This is a genomic window from Syntrophorhabdaceae bacterium (assembly GCA_036504895.1).
Classification (GTDB): domain Bacteria; phylum Desulfobacterota; class Syntrophorhabdia; order Syntrophorhabdales; family Syntrophorhabdaceae; genus PNOM01.
The window spans coordinates 14,970-28,669 of sequence record DASXUJ010000099.1; the positions used below are offsets into that span (position 1 = coordinate 14,970).

Genomic DNA, 13,700 nt, shown 5'->3' on the forward strand with positions numbered 1-13,700 from the left:
CTTACAGTCCGTTTATCCCATTGTCCGCCAGGTTCGTACGCCCCCGTCGCTTGCTCTTTACCCAGAACCTGAAACGGTCCAGATAGAGATACATCACCGGCGTCGTGTAAAGGGTCATCATCTGACTGATCGCAAGACCCCCCACAATCGTGATACCCAGGGGCCGGCGAAGCTCCGACCCTACGCCCGTTCCCAGTGCCAGAGGGAGGGCGCCCAGGAGGGCCGCCATGGTGGTCATCATGATGGGGCGAAACCGGAGCAGGCACGCCTCGTAAATAGCTTCCTCAGGGCCTTTCCCTTCTTTACGCTCCGCCTCCAGGGCAAAATCGACCATCATGATGCCGTTCTTTTTCACGAGTCCTATCAAAAGAAAGATGCCGATAAGGGCGATAAGGCTCAGGTCCGTACCGGTGATCAACAGGGCGAGAAGCGCCCCGACCCCTGCTGAAGGCAGGGTGGAAAGGATCGTGACGGGGTGGATATAGCTCTCATACAGCATGCCCAGCACGATATAGACCGTCATCAGGGCCGCAAGGATCAAAAGGGGCTGATTTGCCACCGAGTCTTTAAACGCCTGGGCCGTTCCTGCGAACCGTGTCCTTATTGTGGAGGGGAATCCGAGCTCCCGCTCGGCCTCCTCGACCGCCTCCACCGCACGCCCCAGCGGCACTCCCGGCGAGAGGTTGAATGACACGGTGACGGAGGGAAACTGGCCCTGGTGGGCTACCGCGAGAGAGGTGGCTTTGCGCTCGAAGCGCGAAAAGGCGCTTAACGGCGTCATGCCTCCCGATGCGGATTTGAGATAGATCTCTTTAAGCGTATCAGGGCTCTGGAGGTAGCGGGGATCTACTTCCATGATCACGCGATACTGGTTGAGAAGGGTATAGGTAATGGAGACCTGACGCTGGCCGAAGGCATCATAAAGGGTATTGTCGATGGCTGCCGTAGTCAAACCGAGCCTGGAGGCGGTGCTCCGGTCGATCACCACGCTTGCTTCACGGCCTTTCACCTGCTGGTCGCTGCTCACATCGACCAGCTCCGGCAGGGTCCTCATCTTCTGCACGATTCGCGGCCCCCATGTGTTGAGCACACCGAAATCCCCTGCCTGGAGGGTGTACTGATAGAGGGCACTGCCCATCCTTCCTCCTATTCTCAGGTCCTGGACGGGCTGAAGGTAGGTCGGCGCGCCGGGAAGGGCGCCGAGTTTCTTTCTGAGCCTTCCGATCACCTCGCCTGCTGTGGCTTTGCGCTGCTCAAAAGGTTTTAATGAGATAAACATGGACGCCGTGTTTGCGGCGCTGCCTCCGCCTCCGCCTCCGCCGGTAAAGCCCGATACATGCTCGACATCGGGGTCTTCCCTGACGATATCGACCACCGTCGCGAGCTTCGCTTTCATGGCCTGAAAAGAGATGTCCTGGTCCGCCTGGATGGTTCCCCGGATTCGTCCCGTATCGGTTTCAGGGAAAAATCCTTTCGGCACTATGAAGAAGAGTGCCACATTCGTTGCCACCGTGGCGAGGGTGAGGCAGAGCATAAGTCCCGAGTGGCGAAGAGCCCATCTCAGGGTCACATCATAGAGATCCCTGACGCGGTCGAAAGCCCTCTCGCTCGCCTTGTACAGCCACCTGTGATGGTGCCCGATCTCAGGCTTCAGCAAGGCGGCGCACATCATGGGCGTGGTGGTAAGGGAGACGACGAGGGAGACTATGACCGCCGCCGAAAGGGTCACGGCGAATTCCCGGAAAAGACGGCCCACCATGCCCCCCATCAAGAGGATCGGAATAAAGACGGCGACGAGGGAGATGCTCATCGATATGACGGTAAAAGAGATCTCTCGCGAACCTCTGAGCGCCGCCTGAAAGGGCGCCATGCCCTGTTCCATGTGCCGGGTGATATTCTCGAGGACGACTATAGCGTCGTCCACCACAAACCCTGTCGCTATGGTAAGGGCCATGAGGGAAAGATTGTCCAGACTATAGTCAAAAAGATACATGACGCCGAAGGTGCCTACGAGGGAGACGCCCACCGCAACCGCCGGGATTATGGTGGAGCGCACATGGCGAAGAAACCCGAAGACCACGAGGATCACGAGGGCAGCGGAAATGAAGAGGGCCTTTTCCACATCCTTGAGTGACCCTCGTATGGGCGGCGTCCGGTCCTGGACGACCGTGACCCTCACCGCGCCCGGCAAAGCCCCTGCCAATTGAGGGAGAAGATCGCGTACGCGATCCACCGTTTCGATAATGTTTGCCCCCGGCTGGCGGAAAATAACCACCATGACCCCCGGCTTGCCGTTCGTGAGGCCCGCAGTCCTCAGATCCTCGACCGAATCTTCCACGGTGGCCACATCGGCAAGACGCACCGCGGCGCCCGACCGGTAAGCTACGATCACCTCTTTATAGTCCCGGGCCCGCCGTAGCTGGTCGTTCGCCGTTATCTCCCACGTCCTCGTCGCGTCTGAAAGCTGCCCTTTCGGCCGGTTTACGTTCGTCGAAACGATAACTCCCCTCACGTCTTCGAGGCTGATCCCGTATTTATTGAGGGTAGTGGGGTTCATCTCGACCCGGACCGCAGGCAGGGAGCTTCCCCCCACGAACACCTGGCCCACCCCCTTTACCTGTGACAGCTTCTGCTGCATCAGGCTCGACGCGGCGTCATAAAGCTGCGCCTGGGTGAGCACCTCCGACTGGAGCGCCACGATGAGGATCGGCGCGTCCGCCGGATTTACCTTCCGGTAAATGGGGTTGTTCGGCAGGTTGGGCGGCAGGAAACCCCTCGCCGCATTGATCGCTGCCTGCACGTCACGGGCAGCCCCGTCGATATTTCTGTTCAGCTCGAACTGCATGGTGACATTCGTGGTACCGCGGAAACTGGTGGACGTCATCTCCGTCACTCCCGCAATACGTCCGAACTGGCGCTCCAGTGGGGCCGCGACCGCGGTGGCCATAGTCTCGGGGTCGGCGCCGGGAAGACCGGCCGAGACCTGAATGGTCGGGAAATCAACCTGCGGTAGGGGAGCAACCGGCAGGAGACGGAAGGAGACTATGCCGGCAAGCACTATCCCCAGGGTGATGAGGGTGGTGGCGACCGGCCTGTGGATAAAGAGGGACGAGATATTCATAGTGTCGGAGGCTGGCCCCCTTCCGGGGCTTCCACTCCCGTCGTCTTTCGCCTGCGCACCCTTGCCGCCACCCGGTCAAAGGCGAGGTAGATCACTGGGGTAGTATAAAGGGTGAGCATCTGGCTGATGATAAGGCCTCCGACGATGGTGATACCCAGGGGCCTGCGAAGCTCGGAGCCCACACCCGTGCCTAATGCAAGAGGGAGTGCGCCCAGAAGGGCGGCCATGGTGGTCATCATGATGGGGCGAAACCGAAGAAGGGAGGCCTGGTAGATCGCCTCGAGCGGGCTCTTACCCTCTTTCCGCTCCGCCTCGAGGGCGAAATCGACCATCATGATGCCGTTCTTCTTCACAATTCCAATGAGAAGAATGATGCCGATAAGGGCGATCACGCTGAACTCGGAGCGGCAGATGAGCAACGCGAGGATCGCACCGACCCCCGCTGAGGGAAGGGTGGAAAGGATCGTGATCGGGTGGATATAGCTTTCGTAGAGGATCCCCAGCACGATATATACGGTCACCAGGGCGGCGAGGATCAGGATCGGCTCATTTGCAAGGGATACCCTGAAGGCCTGTGCGGTGCCCTGGAAACTGCCCCTGATACTGGGAGGAAAATCCATTTTTCTCTCCGCCGATTCGATCACCGTCACCGCATCGCCAAGGGCCGCCCCGGGCGCCAGATTAAAGGAGATCGTGGCCGCGGGAAATTGCGCCTGCCGGGAAATGACGAGGGGTCCGGTCGTCTCGGTCGCCTTCGTAATGGCGCTTAAGGGGACCTGTCCATTATTTATCCCCCGTAGATAAATGGATTTGAAGGCATCGGGGGTCATCTGAAAGTCGGGTTTCACCGCAAGGATGACCCGGTACTGGTTCAATTGGGTGAAAATCGTGGAAATCTGCCTCTGGCCAAAGGCATCGTAGAGGGCGTCATCGATCATCTGAGGTGTAATTCCGAGACGGGAGGCCGTGATGCGGTCGAAGACCATGGCAAGCTGCAGTCCCTTATCCTGTTGGTCGCTGCTCACATCGCGCAGCTCGGGATTGGCGCGCAGCGACTCCACGAGTTTCGGAGCAAGGTTATTCAGCTCGTTGATATCGGGATCTTCAAGGGTATACTGGTATTGGGTGCGCGTCACCCTCGCGTCCACCGTGAGGTCCTGCACGGGCTGCATGAACAGGCTGATCCCCTCCACATCGGCGAGGGTCGGTTGAATGCGCCTTATCACCTCGGAGGCGCTCGCGTTTCTTTTCGAGAGGGGCTTCAGGTTTATGAGGATTCGGCCGCTGTTGAGGGTCACATTCGTCCCGTCTATTCCGATGAAGGAAGAGAGGCTTTCCACTGCCGGGTCCTTGAGTATCACGCGGGCCAGCTCCTGTTGCCGCTCGGCCATTGCCGCAAAAGATACAGACTGGGGCGCTTCGGATATTCCCTGGATCACCCCGGTGTCCTGACTCGGAAAAAACCCTTTCGGTACCCAGTAGAAGAGGAGAAAGGTGAGTACGAGGGTTCCCATCGCCACCCAGAGGGTCGGGCCCTGGTGGCGGAGCACCCAGGTCAGGGTCTTGCCGTAGAAGGCTATAATACGGTCGAAGGCCTTTTGAGATGCACGGTAAAACCTTCCCTCCTCCGCCTCGGTCCGGCGGCGGAGCAGCTTGGCGCACATCATGGGCGTGAGGGTAAGAGAGACCACGGCCGATATGACGATCGTAATCCCGAGGGTGATGGCGAACTCCCGAAAGAGTCGGCCCACCACGTCGCCCATGAAGAGCAGAGGAATAAGCACGGCAATGAGAGAAACGGTAAGGGACAGGATGGTAAACCCGATCTGCTTGGAGCCCTTGAGAGCTGCCTGCAGGGGTGGATCTCCCGCTTCGATATAACGGGACACGTTTTCTATCATCACGATGGCGTCATCCACCACGAACCCCGTCGATATGGTCAGGGCCATCAAAGAGAGGTTATTGAGGCTGAACCCCAAAAGGTACATGGCGCCGAAGGTGCCCACCAGGGAAAGGGGGACTGCCACGCTGGGGATGACGGTGGCGGCAAAATTTCTCAGGAATAGAAACATGACGAGGACGACCAGAATTACGGCAAGCATCATCTCGAACTGGACATCATGGACAGAGGCGCGGATCGTGGTGGTCCGGTCGGTCAGTACCGATACCTCTATCCCCCGCGGCAGGGCGCCCCTGAGCTGAGGCAGGACGTTCTTGACCCGGTCCACCACCTCGATGACGTTCGCCCCGGGCTGGCGCTGGATGTTCACTATCACCGCGGGCTCGCCGTTCATCCAGGCCGCCTGCTTCACGTTCTCCGCGTCGTCCACGGCATCGGCCACATCCGAGAGCATCACGGGAGAGCCGTTCTTATAAGCAATCACAAGGGCACGATAGTCAGAGCTTTTGAAAAGCTGGTCATTGGCGCCGATGATGTAGGAGAGGCGCGGGCCGTCAAAGGTCCCTTTCGCCTGGTTCACGTTGGCGGTCGCAATGGCAACTCTCAGGTCTTCGAGGGTCAGCCCGTAGGCCGCGAGTGCCACGGGATTGGCATGGACCCGGACCGCGGGCCTCTGTCCGCCGCTGATGCTCACGAGTCCCACACCGGGCAGCTGCGATATTTTTTGGGCAAAGCGGGTATCGGCGAGGTCTTCAACCTGCGTAAGGGGCAGGGTCTTCGACGTGAGGCCGAGGGTGATAATCGGTGCGTCCGCCGGGTTCACCTTGCTGTATACAGGCGGAATCGGCAGGTCTTTCGGCAGGTAGGTGAAGGAGGCGTTGATCGCTGCCTGCACCTGCTGCTCGGCCACATCCAGACTGAGATCCAGGGTGAACTGAAGGGTAATTATGGAAGAGCCGCTCGAGCTCGTGGAGGTCATCTGGGTGAGACCGGGCATCTGCCCGAACTGGCGCTCGAGGGGAGCGGTGATGGATGAGGCTACCACCTCCGGGCTCCCGCCGGGATAGAAGGTACGCACCTGTATGGTAGGATAATCCACCTGGGGGAGGGCCGATACGGAAAGCTGCTTATATGCGACCGCCCCGCTTAAGAAGATTGCGACCATGAGGAGCGTGGTCGCAACGGGCCGGGTGATGAAGAGGCGGGAGATGTTCACGGGCGGCCTTTCTTCGGGGCAACCCGCGACTGCCTGAGTTCCACTTTTGCTCCTTCCCTCAACCTGTCGGCGCCGTCGGTGACGACCAGTTCACCGGGCGCGACCCCGGAGCGAATCGAGGCATCGCCCGACTGAATCTCCCCCACGGTTACCGGCCGGACACTCACGGTTTTGTCGTCTTTAACCGCATATACGAACGAGCCCTGGGGACCGCGCTGGACCGCCGCGGAGGGCACGATGGTAACGCCCCTTCTCGTGTCGACGAGAAGGCGGGCGTTTACGAACTGGTTCGGGAATAATTCATTCTCTTTATTCTGAAAGGTGGCCCTGAGCTTCACCGTGCCCGTGCCCGTATCGATCTGATTATCGATGGTGAGAAGGGAGCCCAGAGCGAGACGCACCTTCTGCTCGCGGTCGAAGGCCTCCACCTCGAGATGGGCATTTTTTCTGAACCGGCGGAGCACTTCACCGAGACTATCTTCGGGAATCGGGAAAATTACCGTAATAGGCTGGAGCTGGGTAATGACGATAAGACCGTTGGCATCGGCGGCATGCACCATATTGCCGGGGTCCACGAGACGCAGCCCTATACGTCCGCTGATGGGAGAGGTGATGCGGCAGTAGACAAGCTGGAGCTTGGCCGCGTCGATGGCCGCCTGATCGGCTTTTGCTATCCCTTCATATTGGATCACGAGGGCCCCCTGGGTATCGAGCTGCTGTTTGGAAACGGAATCCTGTTTCCAGAGCGTTTGGTAACGGTTGAGGTCAACCCGGGCATTGGCGAGAATGGCGACGTCACGGGCACGCTGCCCCTCGGCCTGGGCCAGCTGCACTTCAAAAGGTCTCGGGTCGATGAGGGCAAGGAGGTCGCCCTTGTTGACGGTCTGCCCTTCCCGGTAATAGACCTCCATCAATTGGCCGTCCACCCTCGTCCGGACTGTTACCGTGTACACAGGCGTGACAGTGCCGAGACCGTTCACGTATATCCCCATGTCGCCCTGCCGGGCAGGTACGGCCACCACGGAAACCGGGCGTCCCTGCGCACCCTGACCCTGCGCTTTAGACCCGATGCCGGGCCTGATGAGGAACAGGTAGACTGCCGCCGCCACAAGACATGCCGCGACAAGGAATATCCACCACATCTTCCTCGATTTCACGGGATTACCCGTCCCGGTGATTTCCCTTTTTTCTGTCACGTCTCCATCCATTCTTTTGTGCCTCCGTTAGATCAATACCGTCTTTCAAAGACCGGCGCCTGATTTTCTCTTTTAACGTCTCCCGTCATTCCCCCACGCGATCAGGGGTTATCGAAGTCCGACGCATTTCTTCGCCTGTCGTCCTGTTTCCTTATGCTAATCGAAACGATAAAAGGGGTCAAGAAAAACCGTTTTTCTCCCTCAGGGCTTATTCGTAGCGAAGTGCATCGATGGGGTTCAGGAGCGATGCCTTGTAGGCAGGGTAAAATCCGAAAAATATACCCACCACGCCGGAAAAGACAAAAGCGATTACCCCTGCCGTTACCGATACAGCCGTGGGCCAGCCCGCTGCCATGGAAAGTATCTCCGAACCCGAGATCCCCATAATCACTCCCACGACTCCTCCGATAAGGGACAGAATGACCGCCTCCATAATAAACTGGAGCCGTATATCCCAGATCTTCGCTCCCACCGCCATACGTATCCCTATCTCCCTTGTCCTTTCAGTCACCGACACAAGCATGATGTTCATAATCCCGATGCCTCCCACGATCAGGGAGACGGAAGCGATGGCCCCCAGAAGGAGGGTCATTACATGGGCCGACTGTTCCGTCACCTGCATCATCTGGGTCAGGTTCCTTATGGTAAAATCCTGTTCCTGCTTAAAGCTTATATGGTGCCTCTGCCGCAGGAGGGCCTGCACCTGCTGCTCGGCATTGCCCAGGTCCTCGAGGCTCCTGGCCTTCACCATTATGGTGCGCACCATACCCGGAAATGCCATTCCGAAGAGTTTCTTCTGGGCCGTACTGACAGGCACCATGATCGTGTCGTCCTGATCCTGTCCCTGCGCTGACTGGCCTTTCGTCTCCAAAATGCCGATTACCCTGAAGGGTATCTTCTTTATCCTGATAATCTGCTCGAGGGGCTCGATTCCCCCGAAAAGGCTCTCCGCCACAGTCCTGCCGATAAGGGCCACCTTTGTCGCGCTCCTTACGTCCTCTTCGGTAAAGGACCGCCCTTCGGCCAGGGGCCAGTCCCTCACTATAAGCATGGACGGAGAGGTGCCCCACACGCCTGTGGACCAGTTCATGTTGCCGTAGACGATCTGTGCGGTGCCGCTCAACAAGGGCGCCGCCTCTGCCACGGCCGGGCAGTCCCTGAGGATCGCCTCCGCGTCGCCCACCGTGAGCGTGGGTTGGCTGCCCGAGCCCATCCTCACGCCGCCCGAGGTGGAGCTTCCCGGCATCACGATGAGAAGATTGCTCCCCATGCTCGATATCTGCTGTGCGATCTGCCTGCTTGCCCCTGTGCCCACCGCCAGCATGGCGATCACCGCCCCCACTCCGATAATAATGCCCAGCATAGTGAGGGCAGAGCGCATCTTGTTTACCTGCAAGGCCCGAAGGGCAATACGCGCGGTCCAGGGTACGTCAATCATGGGAGGGCTCACATCCGGGGCGCAACGCGTCGGCAGGTCCGTCGGCCACGAGGCGGCCGTCGGTGAATCGTATCACCCTTTTTGCGAAGGCGGCAATATCGGGCTCATGGGTGACGAGGATGACGGTGATATTCGAATCACTGTTGAGCTGCTGAAAAAGCTCCATGATCTCTACGCTCGTTTTACTGTCGAGATTGCCCGTGGGCTCGTCCGCGAGAATGATGGGCGCCCTGTTCACTATGGCCCGTGCGATCGCGACCCGCTGCTGCTGCCCCCCCGAGAGCTGGTTCGGACTGTGGTGCTCCCTGCCTTCCAATCCTACCTTCTGCAAGGCCGTGAGCGCCTTTTCCCTTCTCTCCTTGACGCCTACTCCGCCGTAAAGCATGGGAAGCTCCACGTTCTCCAGGGCCGATGTGCGGGAAAGAAGGTTGAACCCTTGAAAGACGAAGCCTATTTTCCTGTTTCTGATCTCCGAGAGCTCATCTCGCGCAAGGCCGGCCACATCCGTACCTTCGAGAAAATAATGTCCTTCCGTAGGCGTATCGAGGCAACCCAGGATATTCATGAGGGTAGATTTGCCTGAGCCGGAGTGGCCCATAATGGCCATCAGCTCTCCCTGACCGATAGTCAGGGAAACGGCGTCGAGGGCTCGCACCTCCATATCGCCCACCTGATAGATTTTGCTGATCTGGTGGATATCGATAAGTGCCATTTATCTCCGGCCCCTCGGGACGAGTGAGGCAGGTGCGCCATTGGGCGTTTTCGTGAGGGATTCGGTAATGACCTCCTGGCCTATCGCGAGATCCCCGGCCTCTATTTCAGTATACGCGCCGTCGCTGATGCCGGTCCTGACCTGCACCCGCTTCGGCTTTCCTTCCGAGAGGACCCACACCGCCCGGCCCTTGCGTGCTCCCGTCCCCGGGGTCCCCTGACGGACCTCCTTCTCCTGGGGCCGGAACCTGAGGGCCCCGTTCGGCAGGCGCAGCACCTTTTCCCTGACCGAGGTAATCACGGAGACGTTGGCGGTCATGCCCGGCTTCAGCCTGAGATCCTTATTCTCCACCTGGATCACCACATCATAGGTGACCACATTCTGTACGGTAATGGGCGAGATCCGCACCTGGGCGACTTTGCCTTTAAAGAGAATATCCGGATAGGCATCTACATTGAAATCGACATCCTGGGCGACCTTTATTTTCCCGATATCCGCCTCGTCCACATTGGTGTCGATCTGCATCCTCGTCAGGTCCTGGGCGATATAGAAGAGCGTGGGGGTCTGAAAGCTCGCCGCCACGGTCTGGCCCACATCCACATTCCTGGTGATCACTATGCCGTCCACCGGGGAAAGTATTTTGGTATATCGGAGGTTTGTCTCCGCGAAATCGAGAGCGCCTTTATTTTGTGCGATCTGTGCCTCCTGGGCCTTCACCTGGGCTTCCGAGGAGAGCCAGGCGGCATCCGCCGTATCGAAGTCGGCCTGGGCGATGAGCTCCCGGGAGATAAGCTCTTTATTCCGGTCCCGGGTCCTCTTCGTATTGAGCGCCGTTGCCTTGAGACTGAGGAGGGTCGCCTCCGCCTGTCTCAGATTGGCCCGCGCCTGGTCGACCTGGGCCTGAAAGGTGGAGGGGTCGATCCGGGCGATAATCTGCCCTTTCTTCACTACAGAGTTATAGTTGGCATGGATCTCTTTGATCGTACCCGATACCTGGGTGCCCACATTGACCGTCACCACGGGATTCACCGTACCCGTGGCGGTCACGGTGGCCCGTATGGCGCCCACGGTTATCGGTGCGGTCTTGTATTGGGGCGCGCCCTTCCTTCCCGCAAGAAAATACCATGTTGACGCCCCGATGAGAACAAGAATACATGCCCCTGCGAAGATCCGTTTTTTCATCGCCCACCTATAGCGTTTTCAATTGCTGCCACCGCGACTCTATAATCGTAGAGGGCCTGGGTATAAGAGATCTCCGCCGTGCCGAAGGCCGCCACCGAATCGGTTATCTCTATGGGGTTGCCTACACCCGCCTTGTATCTGCCCTGTGCGAGGTCCATATTCTCCCTGGCCTGTCTCACACCTATCCGGGTAGCGGTAATTCTCTCCGACGCGTCCCTGAGATTCGAATAGGCTTGCTGGACCTGGAGGAGTATGTCCTGCTTCAGGGCCTGCTCGTTTGCAGAGATCACATCCCTGGCCGATACCGCTTCGAGGACCTGGTATTTTGTGAGAAACCCGGAAAAGATCGGCAGGCTGAGGATCGCACCCACGGACCAGCCCTCGTTCAAGGGAAAGGAAGAGCCCGTATAATAGTACGTTGCATTGCCGGTCACCACCGGTAAAAAACCTTTGTGCGACAGATTGATCGATTCTTTCGCTGCATCTTTTTTCCTTACGATCGAGCGGAGGTCGGAGCGCCCGCCGTAAGCCCTGTGAAGGGCTTCTTCGAATGACATCGGGTAGGACTCGAAAGCAAGGGAATCGGCCAGCCGGTAATCTTCGGGTGCGTCGGGTACACCCATGGCGTTATTGAGGGTCACCTTTGCGAGCCTCACCTGGTTCTCCGCTTTAATGAGGTTGACCCTGGCATTACTGAGATCTACCTCGGCCTTGGTAATAGCGAACCTCGGCTGGGTCCCCGCCTTGTAGAACCCCTGGGCCTGGCGAAGATGGGACTCGAATTGGCGCACCGTCTCCAGTATCGCCTCTCTGTTCCTCTGTGCCTGAAGAAGATTGAAATATGCCTGTTTCACATTGAAGGCCACGAGATTTCTTGCATTTTCCAAGTCCGCCCGGGTCGAGTCCGTGGTCAGAGTCTGAATCCTGACCTGACTCGCCGTCTTGCCGAAATCGAGGATCGTCTGGGTCAGGTTTGCGCTGGTCGTATACTGGTCGAACACACCGGTCGATGTCGTGGAATAGGTCGTGCCGGAGGGAAGCCCGGGGGTGGAGGTGACCGAGGTGGTTCCCCGTGAAGCAGGCAGAGATCTCAGGTAGTTCTCCGTGATACTGAGCTGTGGATAGTAGTTGGCCCTCGCCTCGCCTATCCTTGCTTCGTTCACCTTTACCGTGTTGATGCCTGCAATGATAACCGGATGTTTCGTCACGGCAAGCTCGACCGCCCGCGACAGGGTCAGGGCTTCTCCCGGGGCGATTGCGGCGGTCCACGCCGAATGGGGGAGAAAAATAAGGGCCGTCATAAAACAAAAAAGACCCAGCCGGGCCCTTGATAAAATCATCCGCTCCTCTTTCTTTCCTTCTCTTTTCTCTCTTTGGGCCCATCCGGAAAATAAATATTTAGAAGAAGGGGTGAGCCTGACGAGGTTTCTGATTATTGAACGATGGTTCATGTGAACTTACGTTCAGTATATAATAGGGTCTCTGAATTGTCAACGATGCCCTCTTTCGAATGTCCGGTGTCACTATGGGTTTGGGGCTGCAAGAGAGTCCTCTTACCCCTTCTTTTCGACAGTGCCCCGGAGGGGAAGATCCGCTTTATCGAGGAGGTAATCGGTCCTGATGCGGGTATGGCTGCGAAAAATATTCTTTTTTACGTTCCGGTTATGCTTCTTCAGCTCCGTCACGAGCCCCTTCACCATGCTTCTCTTCGATGTATCGCCGTGAGGGCATTTCGAAGCGATAACAGGCAACTCGAGGCGCGTTGCCAGACGGACAAGCTCTTTTTCCTCCACATAAGCCAAAGGTCTTATAATATGGAGCTTCCCGTGAAACATCTCCTGGCAAGGCTGCATGGTGCCTATCTCACCCTGGAAAAAGAGGTTGAGAAGCATGGTCTCCACGATATCATCCATGTGATGGGCAAATGCGAGTTTTGTGGCCCCCCTGTGGCGGACCTCGTCAAAAAGGGCTTTCCTCCTGTTCCAGCTGCACCAGAAGCAGCCGGGCGCCTCTTCGTCGCCCCTCCATTTTTCGGATGGGTGGGCGATCACGTAAGGGACCTCCTCCTGCTCGAAATATTTGACAAGGCCGGCGATATCCATCCAGGGGAACCCCATATCCACGTGACAGGCGACTATCTCGTGGCGGACGGGCACGTATTTCATCCTCTCCTGCATAATCCTGAGCAGGCAGAGGCTGTCTTTCCCTCCCGAGACTGCGACCATGATCTTGTCGCCTTCCTTGAGCATCTGGTAGTCCCAGACGGCCTTGCCCACCTTTTTCGTGATGGAATAGAGCCCTTTCGCTACGTTCATACCGCCGATTCGGCGAGCTGTACCGCCTTCTCTAAATATTCGGGCTTCACCGGTCCTTTATCGTCACATCCCGGAGCTTCCACGCTCCCCAGCCACTTCATCCCGAGAAGATCGAAAGTTTTCTGAAATATGCCGAGAGAGGGCCCGCAGGTCTCAAGATCTGCATCACCGCAGGTCATAAGGGTAATGGCACTCTTCCCCTTCACTCTCGATTTGTATTCCTCATCCATAAAAGCTATGGAGCGGTCCATGGCGAGCTTGAGCTGGCCCGACGGCCCGAACCAGTACACCGGCGTGGCATAGACGACAAGGTCCGATTCGAGGACATATTTTCTTATATCCTTCATGTCGTCATTGATCTTGCATAGCCCGGTTTTTAAGCAGGAGTAACAGCCCTGACAAGGTCGGATATTGAGATCGTTGAGGTAGAGCATCCGGACGTTGCCGCCCCTGGCTTTCAACGTATCGGAAACTGCCCGGGCGAGCTGAATCGTATTACCTTTTTTGCGCGGACTTCCAAAGAGAATGACTGTTTTCAAAGCATACCCTCCTTGTGTGGGTTACGACGGGTGTCCCTCGCACCGCGACTGACCCGGTTGCCGGTCGGACACCTTCGGCAT

At 57.9% G+C, this 13,700-nt stretch carries 9 protein-coding genes; all 9 read right to left on the reverse strand.

The features are described from left to right. Window position 1: 1 nt before the first annotated feature. The 9 genes from VGJ94_14305 to VGJ94_14345 all read right to left on the reverse strand — a co-directional run bounded on the left by VGJ94_14305 (window position 2) and on the right by VGJ94_14345 (window position 13,619). Window positions 2-3,121 (reverse strand): multidrug efflux RND transporter permease subunit, encoded by a 3,120-nt coding sequence (locus VGJ94_14305; protein ID HEY3277786.1) that lies wholly within the window; start codon window positions 3,119-3,121, stop codon window positions 2-4. Then, window positions 3,118-6,237 carry a multidrug efflux RND transporter permease subunit gene (locus VGJ94_14310; GenBank protein HEY3277787.1) on the reverse strand — a complete coding sequence of 1,040 codons (3,120 nt, stop codon included), beginning with the start codon at window positions 6,235-6,237 and terminating at the stop codon, window positions 3,118-3,120. The genes VGJ94_14305 and VGJ94_14310 overlap by 4 nt, the downstream gene beginning before the upstream one ends. Then, the gene (locus VGJ94_14315) at window positions 6,234-7,445 is read right to left on the reverse strand and encodes an MdtA/MuxA family multidrug efflux RND transporter periplasmic adaptor subunit (GenBank protein ID HEY3277788.1); all 1,212 of its coding nucleotides are present in this window, start codon (window positions 7,443-7,445) and stop codon (window positions 6,234-6,236) included. The genes VGJ94_14310 and VGJ94_14315 overlap by 4 nt, the downstream gene beginning before the upstream one ends. A 196-nt stretch (window positions 7,446-7,641) precedes the next feature. After that, window positions 7,642-8,871 carry an ABC transporter permease gene (locus VGJ94_14320; protein HEY3277789.1) on the reverse strand — a complete coding sequence of 410 codons (1,230 nt, stop codon included), beginning with the start codon at window positions 8,869-8,871 and terminating at the stop codon, window positions 7,642-7,644. Further along, complete coding sequence (locus VGJ94_14325) at window positions 8,864-9,583, reverse strand: ABC transporter ATP-binding protein (protein ID HEY3277790.1); 720 nt, start codon at window positions 9,581-9,583, stop codon at window positions 8,864-8,866. The genes VGJ94_14320 and VGJ94_14325 overlap by 8 nt, the downstream gene beginning before the upstream one ends. Continuing rightward, window positions 9,584-10,765 (reverse strand): efflux RND transporter periplasmic adaptor subunit, encoded by a 1,182-nt coding sequence (locus VGJ94_14330; protein ID HEY3277791.1) that lies wholly within the window; start codon window positions 10,763-10,765, stop codon window positions 9,584-9,586. Then, window positions 10,762-12,105: a TolC family protein gene (locus VGJ94_14335; protein ID HEY3277792.1), complete on the reverse strand. Its 1,344-nt coding sequence runs from the start codon at window positions 12,103-12,105 to the stop codon at window positions 10,762-10,764. Before VGJ94_14335 ends, VGJ94_14330 begins: the two co-directional genes overlap by 4 nt. Before the next feature lie 213 nt (window positions 12,106-12,318). Then, a complete protein-coding gene (locus VGJ94_14340) occupies window positions 12,319-13,080 on the reverse strand; it encodes an ATP-binding protein (protein ID HEY3277793.1) in 762 nt (253 codons plus the stop codon). Continuing rightward, window positions 13,077-13,619, reverse strand: coding sequence for a flavodoxin family protein (locus tag VGJ94_14345; GenBank protein ID HEY3277794.1), 543 nt, complete (start codon window positions 13,617-13,619; stop codon window positions 13,077-13,079). The genes VGJ94_14340 and VGJ94_14345 overlap by 4 nt, the downstream gene beginning before the upstream one ends. Window positions 13,620-13,700 lie beyond the last annotated feature (81 nt).